This is a genomic window from Ralstonia pickettii, assembly GCF_001699815.1.
In the GTDB taxonomy this organism is placed as follows: Bacteria; Pseudomonadota; Gammaproteobacteria; order Burkholderiales; family Burkholderiaceae; genus Ralstonia; species Ralstonia thomasii.
In genome coordinates this window covers 1-18,884 of the sequence record NZ_MCGB01000081.1, presented here as the reverse complement: position 1 = coordinate 18,884, position 18,884 = coordinate 1, and the positions used below count along the sequence as shown (strand labels likewise).

General features: G+C 64.3%; 18 protein-coding genes and 1 tRNA gene. 11 read left to right on the top strand and 8 right to left on the bottom strand.

Annotation, left to right across the window (positions count from 1 at the left end):
* Positions 1 to 56 precede the first annotated feature (56 nt).
* Both rapZ and BEK68_RS16570 read left to right on the top strand, forming a co-directional pair.
* A complete protein-coding gene (gene rapZ / locus BEK68_RS16575) occupies positions 57 to 950 on the top strand; it encodes an RNase adapter RapZ (RefSeq protein WP_004633398.1) in 894 nt (297 codons plus the stop codon).
* 102 nt (positions 951 to 1,052) lie between these two features.
* Positions 1,053 to 1,706, top strand: a complete 654-nt coding sequence (locus BEK68_RS16570) for an LON peptidase substrate-binding domain-containing protein (RefSeq protein WP_004633400.1) — start codon at positions 1,053 to 1,055, stop codon at positions 1,704 to 1,706.
* 30 nt (positions 1,707 to 1,736) lie between these two features.
* Here BEK68_RS16570 and mutY read toward each other — a convergent pair whose 3' ends face one another.
* From mutY to mutM, 3 genes are all read right to left on the bottom strand, one after another.
* A complete protein-coding gene (gene mutY / locus BEK68_RS16565; RefSeq protein ID WP_009239183.1) occupies positions 1,737 to 2,885 on the bottom strand; it encodes an A/G-specific adenine glycosylase in 1,149 nt (382 codons plus the stop codon).
* Positions 2,886 to 2,988: 103 nt separating this feature from the next.
* Positions 2,989 to 4,932, bottom strand: coding sequence for a dynamin-like GTPase family protein (locus BEK68_RS16560; protein WP_004633404.1), 1,944 nt, complete (start codon positions 4,930 to 4,932; stop codon positions 2,989 to 2,991).
* A 288-nt stretch (positions 4,933 to 5,220) separates the two neighbouring features.
* Positions 5,221 to 6,096, bottom strand: a complete 876-nt coding sequence (gene mutM / locus BEK68_RS16555; protein WP_009239184.1) for a bifunctional DNA-formamidopyrimidine glycosylase/DNA-(apurinic or apyrimidinic site) lyase — start codon at positions 6,094 to 6,096, stop codon at positions 5,221 to 5,223.
* Between the two features lie 101 nt (positions 6,097 to 6,197).
* Between mutM and BEK68_RS16550 the strand changes: the two genes are divergently transcribed.
* The 8 genes from BEK68_RS16550 to BEK68_RS16515 all read left to right on the top strand — a co-directional run bounded on the left by BEK68_RS16550 (position 6,198) and on the right by BEK68_RS16515 (position 13,011).
* The gene (locus BEK68_RS16550; protein ID WP_009239185.1) at positions 6,198 to 8,135 is read left to right on the top strand and encodes a tetratricopeptide repeat protein; all 1,938 of its coding nucleotides are present in this window, start codon (positions 6,198 to 6,200) and stop codon (positions 8,133 to 8,135) included.
* Entirely contained in the window at positions 8,135 to 8,758 is a 624-nt protein-coding gene (lolB, locus tag BEK68_RS16545; RefSeq protein WP_004633409.1) for a lipoprotein insertase outer membrane protein LolB, read from the top strand. The genes BEK68_RS16550 and lolB overlap by 1 nt, the downstream gene beginning before the upstream one ends.
* A 14-nt stretch (positions 8,759 to 8,772) precedes the next feature.
* Positions 8,773 to 9,642: a 4-(cytidine 5'-diphospho)-2-C-methyl-D-erythritol kinase gene (gene ispE, locus BEK68_RS16540; RefSeq protein ID WP_009239186.1), complete on the top strand. Its 870-nt coding sequence runs from the start codon at positions 8,773 to 8,775 to the stop codon at positions 9,640 to 9,642.
* Between the two features lie 50 nt (positions 9,643 to 9,692).
* Positions 9,693 to 9,769: transfer RNA gene (locus tag BEK68_RS16535), tRNA-Gln, on the top strand.
* A gap of 80 nt (positions 9,770 to 9,849) precedes the next feature.
* Positions 9,850 to 10,800 (top strand): ribose-phosphate pyrophosphokinase, encoded by a 951-nt coding sequence (locus BEK68_RS16530; RefSeq protein WP_004633415.1) that lies wholly within the window; start codon positions 9,850 to 9,852, stop codon positions 10,798 to 10,800.
* A 152-nt stretch (positions 10,801 to 10,952) separates the two neighbouring features.
* Entirely contained in the window at positions 10,953 to 11,579 is a 627-nt protein-coding gene (locus tag BEK68_RS16525) for a 50S ribosomal protein L25/general stress protein Ctc (RefSeq protein WP_004633417.1), read from the top strand.
* Between the two features lie 169 nt (positions 11,580 to 11,748).
* Positions 11,749 to 12,351 (top strand): aminoacyl-tRNA hydrolase, encoded by a 603-nt coding sequence (pth, locus tag BEK68_RS16520; protein ID WP_004633420.1) that lies wholly within the window; start codon positions 11,749 to 11,751, stop codon positions 12,349 to 12,351.
* A 24-nt stretch (positions 12,352 to 12,375) separates the two neighbouring features.
* A complete protein-coding gene (locus tag BEK68_RS16515; protein ID WP_009239187.1) occupies positions 12,376 to 13,011 on the top strand; it encodes a DUF4124 domain-containing protein in 636 nt (211 codons plus the stop codon).
* Positions 13,012 to 13,078: 67 nt separating this feature from the next.
* Here the strand turns inward: BEK68_RS16515 and BEK68_RS16510 are convergent, their stop codons facing one another.
* The 5 genes from BEK68_RS16510 to BEK68_RS16490 form a co-directional block, all read right to left on the bottom strand.
* On the bottom strand, positions 13,079 to 13,342 hold the full coding sequence (locus BEK68_RS16510) for a YfhL family 4Fe-4S dicluster ferredoxin (protein WP_009239188.1): 264 nt from the start codon (positions 13,340 to 13,342) through the stop codon (positions 13,079 to 13,081).
* A gap of 50 nt (positions 13,343 to 13,392) precedes the next feature.
* The gene (gene coaD, locus BEK68_RS16505) at positions 13,393 to 13,896 is read right to left on the bottom strand and encodes a pantetheine-phosphate adenylyltransferase (protein ID WP_004633426.1); all 504 of its coding nucleotides are present in this window, start codon (positions 13,894 to 13,896) and stop codon (positions 13,393 to 13,395) included.
* 197 nt (positions 13,897 to 14,093) lie between these two features.
* Positions 14,094 to 14,750 carry a 16S rRNA (guanine(966)-N(2))-methyltransferase RsmD gene (rsmD, locus tag BEK68_RS16500; protein WP_009239189.1) on the bottom strand — a complete coding sequence of 219 codons (657 nt, stop codon included), beginning with the start codon at positions 14,748 to 14,750 and terminating at the stop codon, positions 14,094 to 14,096.
* A 93-nt stretch (positions 14,751 to 14,843) separates the two neighbouring features.
* Positions 14,844 to 16,196 carry a M16 family metallopeptidase gene (locus BEK68_RS16495; RefSeq protein WP_004633430.1) on the bottom strand — a complete coding sequence of 451 codons (1,353 nt, stop codon included), beginning with the start codon at positions 16,194 to 16,196 and terminating at the stop codon, positions 14,844 to 14,846.
* Complete coding sequence (locus BEK68_RS16490) at positions 16,196 to 17,692, bottom strand: M16 family metallopeptidase (protein ID WP_024542058.1); 1,497 nt, start codon at positions 17,690 to 17,692, stop codon at positions 16,196 to 16,198. The genes BEK68_RS16495 and BEK68_RS16490 overlap by 1 nt, the downstream gene beginning before the upstream one ends.
* A 60-nt stretch (positions 17,693 to 17,752) precedes the next feature.
* Between BEK68_RS16490 and BEK68_RS16485 the strand changes: the two genes are divergently transcribed.
* A partial coding sequence (locus BEK68_RS16485; RefSeq protein ID WP_249262932.1) for an ammonium transporter occupies positions 17,753 to 18,884 on the top strand: 1,132 nt, incomplete at its 3' end.

The window sequence follows — 18,884 nt, the reverse complement described above, 5'->3', positions numbered from 1 at the left end:
GTCGCCTTTTTTTTGTTGGCCGCTGCTTTGCAACACAGGGATGCTATCCTCGCGGCATGCGGATCATTCTCATCACCGGTATGTCGGGTTCAGGGAAATCGGTCGCCCTGAACGTACTTGAAGACGCAGGCTACTACTGCGTCGACAACCTGCCCGCGCAGTTCATCCCCGAACTGGCGCGCTACCTGGCGGACCAGGGTTATACGCATCTGGGCGTGGCCACTGACATCCGCAGCCGTGAATCGCTGCGCAAGGTGCCCGAGACGGTCACCGTGCTGCGCAAGGAACACGACGTTCGCATGCTGTTTTTGACGGCGAGCACGACCGCGCTGGTGCAGCGCTATTCCGAGACGCGCCGCCGGCATCCGCTATCGATCCGTAACGGCCGCCCGGATACCGCGGCCAATGTGCAGGCGGCTGCCAAGGGCCTCGACACCTCGCTCATCGAAGCGATCGAGATGGAGCGCGAGCTGCTCAGCCCGCTGGCCGATCCAGCGCACCGCATCGACACCAGCACGCTGCGCACGAACGCCCTGCGCGCGTACATCAAAGAATTCATCAGCGACGAGCCGCACGACATCACGTTGATGTTCGAATCGTTCGGCTTCAAGCATGGCGTGCCGACCGACGCCGATCTTGTCTTCGACGTGCGTTCACTGCCCAACCCGTACTACGACACGCAATTGCGCCCACTCACAGGGCGCGACCAGCCTGTCATCGACTTCCTGCAAAGTCAGCCGATGGTGCTTGCGATGGCAGAAGACATTCGCGCCTACGTGGAAAAGTGGCTGCCGAGCTTCATCGCCGACAACCGCAGCTACCTGACCGTCGCGATCGGCTGCACCGGTGGCCAGCATCGTTCCGTGTACATCGCGGAACGGCTTGCCACGTACTTCCGCGCGCATGGTAATGTGTTGGTCCGCCACCGCGAATTGGCCGTAGACGGCTGAACTGCGCCCGACATACCCCGCGCGCGGACCAGTCTCATTTGGATGCGGCTTCTTGCGCGGCGCCACGCGAAAGTCTTGCCGCCGTCTGCTGAATGCCCGTCCATGCAAGAAGACATCGCTCTCTCTCCGTTCTCGCCGCTGCCGCCGCTGCCCACCGAGCTGCCGCTGTTTCCGTTGCATACGGTGCTGTTTCCGGGTGGCCTTCTCCCGCTGCGCATTTTCGAAGCCCGCTACATGGACATGGTGCGCACATGCCTGCGCGACAAGACGCCGTTCGGCGTCTGCCTGATCGAGCGCGGCAATGAAGTCGCCACGACAGACGGCACAACCGTGCCGGTTGACGTGGGCTGCATCGCCCACATCGTCGAATGCGATATGGAGCAGCTCGGCCTGCTGATGATCAAGGTGCGTGGCACGCAGCGCTTCAAGGTGCTGTCGTTCGAGACGACGCCAGACGGCCTCATGCGCGGCACGGTTGAGCCCATCGGCGCCGACGTGGAAGACTGCAAGGGCGAACTCTTCGACGATTGCGTGGGCGCCCTTCGCCGCATCATCACGACGCTCGGCTCACGCGAAGACGGCAACGTTCCGATGGTCGAACCGTACGAGTGGAACAGCCCGAGCTGGGTCGCGAATCGGCTGTGCGAACTGCTGCCGGTGCCGCTCAAGGCCAAGCAGAAGTTGATGGAACTGATGGACGCCGGCATGCGCATCGAGATCGTCCATCGCTACATGAAGCAACACCACATTCTGTGATGCCGTATCCGCCTGGCCAGACCGGGCTGGCTAGATCAGGCTTGGCTGCACCAGCGTCTCCAGCGCCAACTTCACCGGCGCAGGCAATCCCACTGAATTGAGTTGTGCAAGCGGTATCCAGCGCCAGTCGTCGCCAAGCGCAGCGGGCGAGGCAATCTCTGCGCGCAGCAGATGCATCTGCAGGCGGAAGTGTGTGAAGGTGTGCGTGAGCGCGCCGGCCATCTCCAAGGTTGAGACCGCGCCATATGCCTGCGCGGCACGACGCACGGTGTCGACATTCAGCGGATGCGCGTCCAGCGCGTCGTCCATCTCGCCCACCAGCGGCAAAGACCACAACCCACCCCAGATACCGCGTTGCGGACGACGCTGCAGCAACACCGCGTCGGCGTGCAGCGCGATGACGAGTGTCGCTGCGCGCTCGGGTATCGCCTTGCGCGGGCGCGGCACGGGTAGCTCCATCACGCGACCGGTGCTGCGCGCTTCGCATAGCGATTCGAGCGGACAGGCGCGTTCGCCGGTCAGGCATGCCGGCTTGCCGCGCGTGCAGACGGTGGCTCCCAGGTCCATCAAACCCTGGGTGTACGGTTGAATGCCTTCGGCCGGCGGCAGCACGGTTTCGGCGATGCGCCACATGGTGTCTTCGACGCGTTTGTCGCCGGGAAAGCCATCGATGCCGAACGCACGTGCAAACACGCGCTTGACGTTGCCATCGAGAATGGCCGCGCGCACGCCGTATGAGAACGCGGCGATGGCCGCGGCGGTCGAGCGGCCGATGCCGGGCAGCGCGACCAACACGTCGGGATCGCGCGGGAAGATGCCGCCGTGTTCTGCCACCACGATTTGCGCGCAGCGATGCAGGTTGCGCGCACGCGTGTAGTAGCCGAGACCGGCCCACGCTGCCATCACGTCGTCTGCCGGCGCAGCGGCCAGCGCCTGCACAGTCGGGAAGCGCTCGATGAAGCGTGCGTAGTAGCCCAGCACCGCGCTCACTTGCGTCTGCTGCAGCATGATCTCGGAGAGCCATGTGCGATACGCATCGCCCGTGTTCTGCCACGGCAGATGGTGACGGCCATGACGCTGCTGCCAGGCGATCACGCGCGTGGCGAAATCGTCAGGAAGCGGCGGCAATACGGGAACGGGCTGAGCAACGCGGCGCGTGCGGCGAGGGCTGGCGGTCATGCGTGTGATGGAAAAGCGGCGGACGGAACGTGCGCGCTGGCGGCGATCCTACCAGAACGAAAAAAGCGCCCGCAGGCGCCTTCTCCGTAACGAACGATGCGCGTCAGGCCGCGAACGACTGCCGCTCCAGGATCGTCCCGGCCGCGAGAATGCGATCGGTGTACTGCGCGATCGTGCCGCTGCGTTCGTCCAGCGTATTGAGCAGCGCTTCCAGTTCGGTGATGCGCGCTTCGAGCGTATCGGTGGCCTCGTGAATGCGCTCGATCGAATCGACACGCTTACGCAGTTGTTTCTGGTGATCGCGCACCTGCGCTTCGAGCGGTGTCATGACCGACTTCAGCCAGATCTCGATGTCGCGGTTCATGTCCTGGAAGGTATCCAGCACGCGGCTGGCCACCGTCGAGAACGCGCCGTGCACGAGTTGCGGCTTCGGGCGGGTCAGGAAGCTAAACGCGCCAAAGTGGTTGTGCGCCAGCATCAGCGTTTCTTTCAGATCAGCGTCGTAGCGCGTGCCCAAAAAGCGCAGCGGCGGCGACAGCGTGAAGCCGTGCTCGGCGTTGAACTTCTTGTACATGCCATCAACCATCTGGTGCAGTTGGTCAATGCGATTCGCTGCATCGCGCACCAGGCCGGTCAGGTGGCCGAACAACTTGTCCATGTCGTCACGCAGGCCGCGCGAGAACACGCGCTCCTTCATCTTCTCGCGCGCCTCGCGCATGGTCGAGCGGATCTGCTTGAGCTGTACGCTCTTGATGATCTCTGCGCTGTGGCGGCCGAACACCGTGCGCAGCGCTTGGAACTTGGCGATGCTCTGCTCGAACTCTTCCTTCTCGCCCTGCACGCGCATCAGCATGTGCTTGACCATCGTGTGGTTCTTGCCGCGCAGGCCGCGCAGCTCGAACAACTGCTCGACGATATCGCGGCGGCGCATCTGCAGCAGTTGCTGCGCACCGGTGGCCATATCCTTCACCGCCAGTTGCACTTGCTCGGTGACGATCTCGCGACGCTGCGGAATCAGCTGATCCGACAGCACCGACTCCAGCTCCAGCAGCCGGCTCTTGGCCAGCAGCTCATGGTCATGGCTGACCTTGGCCACCAGGCCCTTCTGCGCCGACACCGGATACACGCGCTCGACATCGATATCGAGCACCTGCGCCGTCGTCATGATCTGACGACTGACTTCGTTCTCGACTTCCTCTTCGGACTTGAGCGGATCCCACAGGCCATCGACCTTGTTGAGCACCGCGATGCAGCCCTTGCGTTGGCCACCACCGACGTGCGAGCGCCACAGCTCCAGGTCGCTCTTGGTCACGCCGGCGTCCGCTGCCAGCACGAACACCACGACATGTGCATCTGGAATCAGCCGCAGTGTCAGTTCCGGCTCGGTACCGATGGCGTTCAAGCCCGGCGTATCCAGGATCACCAGCCCCTGCTTGAGCATCGGGTGCGGGAAATTGATGATCGCGTGACGCCACTTCGACACTTCGACCGTGCCGGCGGCATCCACCGAGAACGCGGCGTCGGGATCGGCGTCGTTATAGAGCCCCAGTTGTTCGGCTTCTTCCTTGGGCACGCGCACGGTTTCCACCACGTGGCGGAACGCTTCGAGCATGCCCTCGGGCGACGACGGGTCGAGAGGGACCGACAGCCAGTGGCTGCCCGCATCGCGAAAATCGGCCGTCGATGCGTCGTGCAGACGCGTCTCGATCGGCAGCAGGCGGATCGACGGCGGATAGCTTTCGTCGTACATCAGCTCAGTCGGACACATCGTGGTCCGGCCCGCCGACGATGGCAGGATGCGGCGGCCGAAATCCGCAAAGAAGATCGCGTTGATCAGTTCACTCTTGCCGCGCGAGAACTCGGCAATGAAGGCGACCTTGAGCTTGTCGCTGCGCAGGACGCCGCGGATTCGCTGCGCGCGCATGTCAGCTTGCGCGTCGTACAGCTCCTGGGCTTGCAGCCAGTCCTGGAATTCCCCCACCGATTGCAGTACCGAAGCGCGCCAGGCGCTGTACTGCTCGAACTGTGTGCTCAGTGTGTTGTTCATCATTCTGTCTTATTGTGTGCGCGACCCGACCGCGAAAAAATGCGCGCGCCCCTCGACATCGCTGTTACCGCCCAATTACGGCACAGAAATGCACAAATTTAGGTGGAACGATACAGTGAACCGCCACCTTCCGGGCGAACTTTCCGCAAGGTTCCCCAGCCCCGGCAGGTAAGTGTTGCGGGATGCCATCGGCGGCCCCACACCCCACTTCAAAAACCTTGCGAAATGGCGGCCAGATCGCTCCAGCGCCACGTTCCCAGGCGGCTTTCGATGCCTTTCGCAGGCCGATCAGCGCTGGCAGGTCGGGCAACAGAACGTGGAGCGCTGGCCCTGCACGATCTGGCGGATCGGAGTGCCGCACGCGCGGCACGGCAGACCGGCGCGGTCGTACACGAAGGCTTCAAGCTGGAAGTAGCCGCTTTGTCCGTCCGAGCCGACAAAGTCGCGCAGCGTGCTGCCCCCACGCGCGATGGCATCGGCCAAGGTGGCACGAATGGCATCGGCCAACGCCGCATAGCGTGGCCGGCTGATGCGGCCCGCCGCCGTAGTCGGCCGGATACCGGCGCGAAACAGGCTCTCCGAACAATAGATATTGCCCACGCCGACCACGATGTCGCCGGCCAGCAGCGCCGACTTGATGGCCACCCGGCGCCCGCGCGTGCGGGCAAACATCCAGTCGCCGTCGAATCGCGCGTCGAACGGCTCGATGCCGAGGTTGCGCAGCAGCGGGTGTTCGGCCAAGCCGGCTTCATCGCCTGCATGCCAAAGCACGGCACCAAACCGGCGCGGGTCGCGATAGCGCAGTGTGACGTGTACGCCAGTTGCGCCGGCGAGTTCGATATCGACGTGATCGTGCAGGCCTGGCGGCACGGGCGTTTCCAGCACGCGCAAGGTGCCCGTCATCCCAAGATGGATGAGCAGCCAGCCCCCCACAGTATCGGCGGCGCGGCCGGACTGCTCCACCTCGGGCACGCATTCGATGAGCAGGTATTTGCCCCGGCGCAGCAGACGCGTAACGGTCAGGCCAGCGAGCAACTCCGGCAGCGCCGGATCGACGGGCCAGCGCAAGCCGTGATGGCGCACCACGGCGCGCACGATACGTCGCCCAGTAATATGCGGTAGCAAGCCCAGGCGAGTGACCTCGACCTCCGGCAACTCAGGCATCGAACCTCCATCCCATGTGCTGCTCCAACTTTTTTTACGATGCGGACGATTGTAGCGGTCAGGCTACAATGCCCTGACCCCCTATCCGGAGCTTCGAGACCATGCCTCACGCCCTTTCCCGTTCGCCTGCGACGCAACGCCCGCGGCGATTCCTGCGCAGCCGAACGGCCCTGCTGGCCGCGCTGGTGGTGGGAGGGCTGACGAGCTTGCCGGCGTGGTCGTCGCAGTCGGTGGCTGGCGCCCCGCTCATTGCCCAGGCCGCGCAGGAAGGCGGCACGGGCGGCCGCGCAGCCATCCAGATTGAACGCTCGCGCCCACGCCCCGGCCTGCTGAGGTCCGAGCGCACCGATTTGCCGCGCGTCGCGCTCACTGAAGACATCATGTACCGCGTGCTGGCCTCGGAAGTGTCGCTGCAGCGCGGGCTGGTCGAACCGGCATACCGAACCTACCTCGGGCTCGCGCAAGACACGCGCGACCCCCGCTTTGCCCAGCGCGCCACCGAGATCGCATTTCTGACGCGCTCCCCCGCGCAAGCACTGACCGCCACGCGCCTGTGGGTAGAGCTGTCGCCGACGTCCATGCCGGCACGCCAGGTGCAGCAGCTCCTGCTGGTGGCAACGGGTCAGTGGTCGGAAGTCGAACCGATGCTCCAAGCGCAGTTGAACAAGGTCTCGCCTGGCCAGCGTGCCGATGCCCTGCTGCAATTGCAGCAGCAGATGTCCAAGAGCAGCGATCCGGCGGGTGCCGTAGGCGCACTGCAGCGCATCGCCTCGCACGACATGCAGCGCCCCGAAACGCACCTGGCCTTGGCCCGCGCGAAGGTCGCCGCCAAGGACACCGCCGGCGCACTGACGGAACTGGACACCGCGCTCAAGCTGCGTCCCGGGTATGAAGACGCCGCCATCCTCGCCGCCGAACTGCGTGCCGACAGCGACCCCGATGCCGCCATCACTGGCCTGCGCAGCTTCCTGAAAGCCGCGCCAGCGTCCATCGACGGCCACTTGGCGCTCGCCCGCATGTACCTCGTGCGCAATCAGCAGGACAAGGCGCGCGCTGAATTCGAAACGCTCAAGAAGATCGCGCCCAACGATGCGCGCATCACGCTTGCCCTGGGCCTGCTGAATTTGCAGCAGCGCCAGTACGACGACGCCGAGCGTTACCTGAAGGAATACGTCACGGCCACCGCCAAGTCGCCCACCCTGAGCCCAGAACCCGGCTACCAGGGCCTCGCCCAGTTGGCCGAGGAGAAGCGAGACTACGCCGGCGCGCTCGGCTGGGTCGACAAGATCACCGGTTCGGCCAATGGCGACACCGATGGCCAGACCGCGCTGGCAGCCGGCATCAAGCGCGGCCAGTTGCTCGGCAAGCTGCGCCGTATCGACGAGGCGCAACAGACCTTCGATGAACTCGTCGCCGATTCCGAAGACGTGCCCGATGGCCCGCGCCGCCAGGCCCTGATGGACGGCATCCGCCAGGCCGAAATCGGCATGCTGATGGACGCCAAGGCCTACGGCCGCGCCCGCGCCCGCGTCAATGAGCTGCTCAAGAACGATCCGGATAACGTCGAGTATTCGTACCAACTGGCGATGCTCGAAGAGCACGACGGCCACTACGACAACATGGAGACGCTGCTGCGCAAGGTGATCGACCTGCGTCCCGGCCAGGCCATCGGCTACAACGCGCTCGGCTACTCGCTGGCCGATCGCAGCGTGCGCCTGCAGGAGGCGCAGGAGCTACTGGAGAAAGCCGTGTCGCTGGCGCCGGACGATCCCTACATCGCCGACAGCCTCGGCTGGGTCAAGTACCGTCGCGGCGATCTGCCCGCCGCCACTGACATCCTGCGCAAGGCGTGGGCTACCGCCCCGCAAGCCGAAATCGGTGCGCACCTGGGCGAAGTGCTGTGGCAATCGGGCAAGCAGGACGACGCACGCCAGATCTGGACCGAAGCGTCCAAGCTCGACGTAAACGACACCACGCTGCGCGACACGCTGCGCCGCTTCGGCCAGCCGGTGCCCAATGTTCCCGTGAGTACAAATTGATGGCAATGCGGTTCGCGCACGCGCTTGGCGCGCTGATGCTCGGCGCTGGCTGCGCGCTGTTCAGCGGCTGCGCAAGCTTGCGGCCAGCCAACGATCTCTTCGCTGGCACACAAGACGCCGATACCAACATCACGCGTTATCAAGGTCGCTTCTCGGCCCGTTACACGCAAAACAACGCCGAGCAAAGCGCCGTCGGCAGCTTCCTGTGGCGCGAGCGCGGACCCGACGTGCAGCTTGAGTTGATGTCGCCGCTGGGCCAGACGCTTGCCATCGTCAGCCAAAGCAACCAGGGCGCCACGCTCGAACTGCCGAACCAGCCGCCTCGCCGCGCCCCCGAGGTCGACACGCTGATGCAGGATGCGCTCGGCTTTTCGCTGCCGGTCTCCGGCTTGCGCGACTGGCTGCGCGCCCGCCCCGCGCCCGGCACACCGGCACGCGTGGCACGCGATGCGCAATCGCGCCCCGAAACCATCGAGCAGAACGGCTGGACTGTCCACTACGTCGCCTGGACTGACGACGGCAACAACACCGATGGTGCCAAGGTCGGCATCCGCCGGCTCGATCTTGATCGCCCGCAGGGCACCAACGGCCCGCTCTCGGTGCGGCTCGTGCTCGACCAGTAACGCCTCGCTTCGCCATGTCTTCCGCCCCCGTCGAGCTGCGTGATTGCCCCGCGCCTGCCAAGCTCAATCTCTTCCTGCATGTAGTCGGCCGCCGGCCCGATGGCTACCACCTGCTGCAAACCGTCTTCCAGTTGATCGACTGGAGCGACACGCTGCATTTCGCGCGCCGCCCCGACCGCCGCCTCGTGCGCACCACCGACATCCTCGGCGTGCCCGCCGATGACGACCTTGTGATCCGCGCCGCGCGCCTGCTGCAAGCGGAAACCGGCTGCACCTACGGCGTCGACATCGCCATCGAGAAACGCCTGCCGATGGGCGGAGGCCTTGGTGGTGGCTCGTCTGATGCCGCCACCACGCTGCTCGCGCTCAATCGCCTTTGGGGCCTTGATCTGCCGCGCGCGCAACTGATGAAGATCGGCCTCAAGCTCGGCGCCGACGTGCCCTTCTTTGTATTCGGCCAGAACGCCTTCGCCGAGGGGATCGGCGAAAAACTCACGCCCATCACGCTGCCGCCGGCTGCGTTCGTGGTGATTCACCCACGCGTGCATGTGCCCACCCCTGCAATTTTTTCAGATGAAGGGTTGACACGCGATACGCCACTCACCATAATTACGGACTTTCCTGACCAACAAATTGTTTTCGCTTACGGTCGCAACGATCTACAAGCGGTGGCGGAAAGGAAATACGGCGAAATCGCCCGAGCACTTGTCTGGCTGCGTCAGTTCAGCCCTCTGGCAAGAATGACCGGATCCGGCGCCTGCGTATTTGCTCCGTTCGACAACGTTGAGCATGCGCAAGCGGTGGCGGATCAGGTGCCTTCCGAATGGGAAGGTCGGTGTGCGGCAGGTCTGACGCATCACCCGCTCGCAAGATTTGCTGTGTAAAGTTTGCTGTTATCGCTTCTGCAATGGAGGCGGTAACCGATAGGTTGTGTAGGGGCGTCGCCAAGCTGGTTAAGGCACCGGATTTTGATTCCGGCATGCGTAGGTTCGAATCCTTCCGCCCCTGCCATTTTCTTCCTCATATTTCCAGCAATAGCCCGGTTGGTGTTAACTGACCGGCGCGTCTGAAGTCGAAAAACAGGTGCCCCGATGAGCAGCGAAGGCTTGATGGTTTTTACCGGCAACGCCAACCCGAAACTCGCCGAAGCTGTCGTCAAGCACCTAGGCATTCCGCTAGGCAAGGCCCTCGTCGGCCGATTCTCCGATGGTGAAGTCCAGGTCGAGATCCAGGAAAACGTGCGCGGCAAGCACGTATTCATCCTGCAATCCACCTGCGCCCCGACCAACGACAACCTGATGGAATTGATGGTGATGGTCGATGCGCTCAAGCGTGCGTCTGCGCGCCGCATCACGGCCGCCATCCCCTACTTCGGCTATGCCCGCCAGGACCGTCGCCCGCGTTCGGCGCGTGTGGCGATCACGGCCAAGGTCGTGGCCAACATGCTAGAGGTCGCCGGCGTCGAACGCGTGCTGACGATGGACCTCCACGCCGACCAGATCCAAGGCTTCTTCGATATCCCGGTCGACAACATCTACGCGTCGCCGATCCTGCTCGAAGACCTGCGCAAGAAGAACTACGAAGACCTGCTGGTGGTATCACCCGACGTCGGCGGTGTCGTGCGTGCACGTGCACTGGCCAAGCAACTCGGCGTGGATCTGGCGATCATCGACAAACGTCGCCCGAAAGCCAACGTCGCCGAGGTGATGAACATCATCGGTGAAGTCGACGGCCGCAACTGCGTGATCATGGACGACATGATCGACACCGGCGGCACGCTGTGCAAAGCCGCGCAGGTACTCAAGGAACGCGGTGCCAAGCAAGTGTTCTCGTATTGCACGCACCCGGTGCTGTCGGGTGGTGCGGCCGCCCGCATTGCAGACTCGGCGCTCGACGAAGTGGTCGTGACCGATACCATCCCGCTGCGCGAAGACGCCATCAAGTGCGGCAAGATCCGCCAACTCTCGACCGCGCCGCTGCTGGCCGAGACCTTCACCCGCATCGTGCGCGGTGATTCGATCATGTCGCTGTTTGCTGAATAATTCGGCACCCGAGCGGCTTACTGTTATAATTCAAGGCTTTACTGCAGAAAACGTCGGTTAGACGGCTCTTCTGCGGTGTCTGCGGGGCGCAATATGGCGCTCCGTTCACCAGACGGCTTGGTCGCGAGTCGTCTTTTTCGTTTGGAGCAATCATGAAAGTTGTCGCTTTCGAGCGTAGCGTTCAGGGCACTGGTGCGAGCCGCCGCCTGCGCAATTCCGGCAAGACCCCGGCCATCATTTACGGCGCTGGCGCCGAGCCGAAGCTGATCGAACTCGATCACAACGCGCTGTACCACGCGCTGAAGAAGGAAGCCTTCCACTCGTCGATCCTCGACATCGAAGTGGCTGGCAAGGTTGAAAAGGCGCTGCTGCGTGACTTCCAACTGCACCCGTTCAAGCAACTGGTTCTGCACGTCGACTTCCAACGCGTGTCGGCCAAGGAAAAGATCCACGTCAAGGTGCCGCTGCACTTCCTGAACCAGGAAACCGCACCGGGCGTGAAGCTGGGCCACGGCATCGTGAACCACATCCTGAACGACGTCGAAGTGTCGTGCCTGCCGGCCGACCTGCCGGAGTTCATCGAAGTGGATCTGGGTACGCTGGAAATCGGCCAGACCCTGCACATCGCTGACCTCAAGCTGCCGAAGGGCGTGACCATCCTCACCCACGGTGGCGATGAGAACCCGGCTGTTGCCAACATCAGCGTGCCGGCTGGCGAGAAGTCCGCTGCCGCCGAAGAAGGCGCTGCTGCTGCAGGCGAAGACAAGCCGGCAGCCTAAGTTGCCGCACCTCGCACTTCGGTGCGAGCGAAAAAAGCCCGCCGAGCCTGTCTCGCCGGGCTTTTTTTCTGCCTGAGCGGCCCGAGCCGCCCCGTCTCCAGGCTGTAGAAAGCAGCTATGCTTGTACGATCAAGGGGCGCTTCCTGCACCTGACACTGATACGAATCGCATGATCAAACTCATCGTCGGCCTCGGCAATCCGGGCGCCGAATATGCGGCGACACGACACAACGCCGGCTTCTGGCTGGTCGACCAACTCGCGCGCATGGGCAACGTGACGCTGCGCAACGAGACGCGCTTCCACGGCTATGCAGCCCGCGCCAACCTTTGGGGCAACGAGGTGTGGCTGCTCCAGCCGCAAACCTTCATGAACCGCTCCGGCTTGGCCACCGTGGCGCTGGCACGCTTCTACAAGGTGATGCCCGATGAAATCCTGGTCGTGCATGACGAATTGGATTTGCCGCCCGGCACCGTCAAGCTCAAGCTCGGTGGCGGATCCGGTGGCCACAACGGCCTGAAGGACATTGCCGCACATCTGACCACGCAACAGTTCTGGCGGCTGCGCCTTGGCATCGGCCATCCGCGCAACCTGTTGCCGCCGGGCACGGCAGCGTCCGGTCAGCATGACGTCGCCAACTTCGTGCTCAAAGCGCCTCGCAAGGAAGAACAGGACCTCATCGACCGCGCCATCGACCAGAGCCTCGATGCGCTGCCTGAGCTGATTGCCGGCAACGCCGAGAAAGCGATGATGCGCCTGCATACCGCACACTGATCCGCCAGCACTGAGGACACCGCCATGACACCGTTCGCCATACTGACCTCACGCCCCGCCGTGCTGGCGGGTCTGGCGCTCGGACTTGCAGCCAGCCTGCCGGTGCACGCACAGGTGTATCGCTGCAGCGAGAACGGCCAGACGACCTATTCCGACCATCCGTGCGGTACGCGTGCGAAGCCCGTGCCGCTGATCGACAACACGCCCAGCGCCGCCGACCAGAAGGCTGCCCGCGAACGCGCCAGCGCCGAAGCCGCCGAAGTGCAGCAGATGGAAACCGCGCGCCGCAAAGCGCAGGCTGCGGAAGACGCCCGCGAGGCCCAGATGGCCGCGCAGGCGGCCGAACAGGCGCGCCGCGACCAACGGCAGAAAGTGGTGGTTGCGCAGGAGGGCGTTCGCTACTGCCATCGCGTCTACGTTGGGCCGCTGCCCTATCCGCAACCCTATCCGACACCGATGCCGGTGATCCGCCAGCCTCCCGCGCCGGCTGCTGGCGCACTTCGCCAACCCGGCAATGGCCCGAAGCCGTTCGCGCAAGCACCTGTGGCGCCCACACCGATCGTGCCGCGCCCCCCGCATCCGCATTACCCGTACTACCGCATCGTCTGCGAGCCCGGCTATGCCTACGAAGGGCCGGAAGATCTGCTGCCAATCCAGTAGGCGCACCGCCAACAAGACGGTAGGCACAATGAAAAGAGACGGCCAGAGCCGTCTCTTTTTTGTGTGCTCACGCCGCGCGTGGTGGTGCGGAGGTGAGCTGGGTGTACTTCTGCATCAACTGATCGTGCGTTTCCTCATGGGCCGGGTCCTTGGGGATGCAGTCCACCGGACAGACCTGCTGGCACTGAGGCTCGTCAAAGTGGCCGACGCATTCGGTACATTTGCCCGGGTCGATCACGTAGATTTCCGGGCCCATCGAAATCGCGCCGTTGGGGCACTCTGGCTCGCATACGTCGCAATTGATGCACTCATCGGTAATCATGAGCGCCATGATGCCTTCCTTGAAATGGCCGGCGAGCCAGCGCTCGCCAAAGTGTCATTTTATTCCGATTTGCCCGACCCTTCCGTCTTGCCGGTCTTTTCCTTGAGCCATTTTTCGACCGACGGGAACACGAACTTGCTGACGTCACCGCCGAGCACGGCGATTTCGCGGACGAACGTACCGGAGATGAACTGGTACTGATCCGACGGCGTGAGGAACATGGTTTCCACATCCGGCAGCAGGTAGCGGTTCATGCCGGCCATCTGGAATTCGTACTCGAAGTCCGACACGGCACGCAGGCCCCGCACAATGACGCGCGCGCCGTTTTTGCGCACGAAATCTTTCAAGAGACCGGAAAACCCTTCGACCCGCACGTTGGGGTAATGGCCGAGCACTTCACGGGCGATCTCGATGCGCTCTTCCAGCGCGAAGAACGGCCGCTTGTTGGGGCTCTGCGCCACCCCGACGATCAGCTCGTCGAAGATGTTGGACGCACGCCGCACGAGGTCTTCGTGGCCGCGCGTGAACGGATCGAAAGTGCCGGGATAAACCGCGATCACCATGGTTCCTCCACCAAGGGGAAAAGAGCATCCGTAAGCGTCGGCGTGGGACATGGCCGCGCCGGTACTGCATTCGGACACCGTTGCGTTATCGAGCGCGGCAGGTCCCGAGCCTGCCGCCTGTGCCGCCGATATCGATCGAGCGCACCCGCATTGCAGGTGCCGCCCGATGCTCATGCATCGGCTGCGAGCGGCGTAGTTTAACCGTTTTTGCGGAGCAGCAAATGTGCATGCACCGCACCGGCGCGCAGGTGTTTGTGGAGCACCAGGTCAGCCGGTAGCCCGATGCCGGCGGCCGGCTCGCCACCATGTGAATCAGCACTCACATCCGCCAGCTGCTGCGCCGCTTCAACGTAGATCACGCCGCCGGGCTTGACCACCCGGGCCGCGGCTTCCAACGCGCGTAACGTCCAGTCCTGTGCAAACGGCGGATCGATGAACACCGCATCGAGCGCCGCATCGGGCTGGCGAGCGAGCCAGGCAAAGGCGTCGCCCGATACGATGTCGACCATGCGTGCGCCCAGCTTGTCGCGGATGGCGTGCAACGCGCGCACAGCCTGGGCGTGGTTTTCCACGAGCGTCACGTGCGCGGCGCCGCGCGAAGCCGCCTCAAAGCCGAGCGCCCCGGTGCCGGCAAAGATGTCGGCGCAGCGCCAGCCGGTCAGGTCATGACCGAGCCAGTTGAAGACCGTTTCGCGGACGCGGTCGCTGGTCGGGCGAAGGCCGTCGGCGTCGATCACCGGGAGCGGCGTGCGCTTGTATTGCCCGCCGATGATGCGCACCTGCTGAGGTGCGCGCGCATGCGACGTGGCGGTCTTGGCCTTGGGGCCTTTGGAGCTGGGGGTACGAGGTGCCATGGGCGCGATTTTAGGGGCTGTTGCCCCATAAAACGAGCGCAAACAAAAACCGGCGGGAAATGCCGCCGGTTTCTCGGATAAAGACCCCGTGCGTCAATTCGCGGCGGCCTTCTCCGGACCACCCACAACGATCGTCGCCATGGTCTGCGGCTGCAGCGCGCGCTGGAATGCCGTACGCACCTGGTCACGCGTGACAGCCGCGATGCGCTGCGTCCAGGTATCCAGGTAGTCGAGCGGCAGGTTGTACCAGCCGATGTTGGCCACGTTGTCCAGCAGCTTGCGGTTGCTGTCCAGGCGCAGCGGGAAGCCGTTGACGAGGTTGTCCTTGGCCGCCTTTAGCTCCACGTCGGTCGGGCCATCGGCGACGAACTTGGCAACGGTGTCACGCACCACGCCCAGCGCCTCCTCGGTCTGGTCCTTGCGCGTCTGCAGTGCCAGTTCGAACGGACCGGGCTGCGCGGCGGGCGCGAAGTAGCTGCCGATGCTGTACGTCAGGCCGCGCTTCTCGCGCACTTCGTTCGTCAGCCGCGCACTGAAACCGCCTCCACCGAGCACGTAGTTGCCGACCAGCAGCGGGAAGTAATCCTTGTCGCCACGCGCGATGCCCGGTTGCCCGAGGATGATGGTCGCCTGCTGCGCCGGATGCGGAATGCGGATCGTCTCCGCCTTGGCCAGCGGCATCTTCACGTCAGGCAGCGCCGGCGGCGTGGCGCCATCAGCTGGCAGGCCGCGCGTGATCTGCTCGGCGATGGCCTCGGCTTCCTGGCGGCTGATCGCGCCGATCAGCGTCACCACGGCACGCTTAGCCGTGTAGTTGGCCTGGTAGTAGCGCACGATGTCGTCGCGCGTGATGCTCTCCACCGTTTCCGGCGCAGCGGTCTGCCCGTACGGATGCGTGCCGTAGATGGCCTTGCCGAATGCGCGCTCGGCGAGCACCGACGGTTTGGTCAACGATTCGCGGATCGCAGCCACCAGGCGCTGCTTGTCGCGCGCGAGGACGGCGTCCGGAAAGGTCGGCGCTGAAATGATCTGCGTCATCAGCGCGATGGCCGGGCCGCGCTCAACGGGGTCGGACAGCGTGCGCAGGCGCAGGCTCGTACGGTCACCACCGGCACCGCCGCCAAAGCTCGCGCCCACATCGGCGAACGCGTCGGCAATCGCCGCTTCATCGCGGGCGGGCGCGTTGCCCTGCGCCGCGACGCCCTTGTCGAGCATGCCCGCTGTGAGGGAGGCCAGGCCCACCTTGGCAGCCGGCTCATAGCGCGAACCCGCATCCACGTCGAGGTTGATGTCCAGCATCGGAATCGACGGGCTTGGTACGAAGTACACGCGCGCGCCAGTGGTCGCCGTCCAGTGTTCGATGGGCAGCGCGGCCAGGGCACTCTGGGCCGCCGCTGCAACAATGGCGACCAGCGCCGTCTTGAGGGTCAGAGACATGGCGCGCATCAACGCAGCCCTCCTTCATCGCGCATGCCGGGAACGGGCTTGCGCGCCGGTTTGTTGGGATCGATCGGTTGCGGCAGCAGCGTGGCGACGACGAGGTTGTCTTCGCTGAAGTACGTCTGCGCCACGTGCTGGATCTGCGCCGACGTCACGCCCTTGATCTTCTCAAGCTGGCGATCGATGGAGCGCCACGACAGGCCGCTCATCTCGTTCATGCCGATCTCCATGCCCTGCCCGAAAACCGAGTCGCGCTTGTAGATCTGCGCGGCCACAACCTGTGCCTTCACGCGCTTCAGTTCGGCATCGGTCACGCCTTCCTTGGCGATGCGCTCGATCTGCCCGCGCAGCGCCTGTTCGATCTCGGCGGTGGTGTGGCCGTCGGCGGGCGTACCGTCCATCAGGAAAATCGACGGACCGCGGTTCAGACCGTCGTAGCCGGCGTTGACATCGTCGGCGATGCGCTTTTCGCCCTTGACGAGCTGGCTCGGCAGGCGCGCGTTGTCATAGCCATCGAGCACGGCCGACAGGACTTCCAGCGCATACGGATCGACGTCTTTTTCCACATCGCTCAGGCGCGGCACCTTGTAGGCCAGCACAACGTACGGATTCTCGGCCGGCGCCTTCACCCAGATGCGCTTCACGCCGATCTGCTTGGGCTCCTCCTGCGCATAGCGGCGCGGCAGTGCATGCGGCTTGAGCTTGCCGTAGGTGCGCTGCGCGAGGCGGAAGACTTCGTCGGGTTTCACATCGCCCGCGACGATCACGGTGACGTTGTTGGGCGTGTACCAGGCGTGGTACCAGTTCTGGGCGTCCTGCACCGTCATCGTGTCGAGGTCTCCCGGCCAGCCGATGGTCGGGTTGCGGTACGGCGCGGCATTGAACAGCGTGGCGAGCATCTGCTCATAGACAGTGGAACGGGCGGAGTCGTCGATGCGCATGCGGCGCTCTTCCTTCACCACGTTCATCTCCGGCTTGAACTCCTTGTCGGTCAGCTGGAGATTGGCCATGCGATCGGCTTCGAGCCCCATCACATCGGCCAAGTGCGATTTCTCGATCTGCTGGAAGTACATCGTGAAGTCGCGCGTTGTCATGGCGTTTTCACGGCCACCCAGGGCAGCCACGCGGCGGGAGAACTCGCCCGGGCCAACTGCCTTGGTGCCCTTGAACATCATGTGCTCAAGCATGTGGGCGACACCCGTGGTGCCGTTGTGCTCGTCGATGCTGCCGGCGTGATACCAGACCATGTGCGCCACGGTGGGGGCGCGGTGGTCTTCCTTGACGATCAACTGCAGCCCGTTAGGCAGCTTGTATTCGTGCGTGTCGGACTGGCTGGCACCTACTTTGGCACTGCTGGCTGCGGCCACCGGACGGCCCGGTGCAGCGGCCAGCTCCTGCGCGCCAACATGGCCGGCCAGCAGGCCCGCCGCCAAGGCCATCGCGGCCAATTGCCAGACGCGCGACCGGGCCCGGTTTGAAACGATTCGCATGGAAGAGCGCATAAGGGCTGTCTGATAAAATTCGACGCTTGATTCTAACGGCGAAATAGACTGCCTTTTACGATGTTTAGTTTCTGGAAAAAGCGCAAGGCAGAGCCGCAACCGGCCGCCGAACCCACGCCCGCAGCGGCGCCCGAAGCCGCCGCAGCTGCTCCAGCTGCCGCTGCGCCCGCCGCTGCTGCGCCCGTCCCCAACAAGGGCGACACGGCGTGGCTGCTGGTCTCCACCGCCTTCGTCATCTTGATGACGCTGCCGGGCCTGGCGCTGTTCTATGGCGGCCTGGTGCGCAAGAAGAACATGCTGTCGGTGCTGATGCAGTGCATGGGCATCTTCTCGCTCATCATCATCCTGTGGGCCATCTACGGCTACAGCTTTGCGTTTACCGAGGGCAACGCGTTCTTCGGCGGGCTGGATCGCCTGTTCCTGAAGGGTCTGACGCCCGATTCGGTTGCCGCCACCTTCAGCAAAGGCGTGGTGGTGCCGGAATACGCGTACTTCGCCTTCCAAGGCGCGTTTGCGGCGATTACCTGCGCTCTGATCATCGGTGCTTTCGCCGAGCGTGCGAAGTTCTCCGCCGTGCTGCTGTTCGTGGTGCTGTGGTTCACCTTCAGCTACGTGCCGATCGCCCACATGGTCTGGTTCTGGCCGGGTCCGGACGGCTTTACCGACGCCAAGGCGGCCGAGGTGATGACGGCCAAGTCGGGTTGGCTGTTCCAGAAGGGCGCGCTGGACTTTGCCGGTGGCACCGTGGTGCACATCAACGCTGCTGTGGCGGGTCTGGTGGGCGCTTTCCTGTTCGGCAAGCGCATCGGCTTTGGCCGTGAGGCGCTCAAGCCGCACAGCCTGACGCTGACGATGGTCGGTGCCTCGCTGCTCTGGTTCGGCTGGTTCGGCTTCAACGCCGGCTCGGCCCTGGAAGCCAACGGCAGCGCCGCGCTGGCCTTCGTCAACACGCTGCTGGCGACCGCCGCTGCCGTGCTGTCGTGGAGCTTCGGCGAGTGGTTCGGCAAGAGCAAGCCTTCGATGCTGGGTGCCGCATCGGGTGCCGTGGCTGGCCTGGTGGCCATCACCCCGGCCGCCGGCTTTGTCGGCCCGATGGGTTCGATCGCGCTCGGCATCATCGCCGGCCTGCTGTGCCTGTGGGGCGTGAATGGCCTCAAGCGCATGCTGGGCATGGACGACACGCTGGACGTGT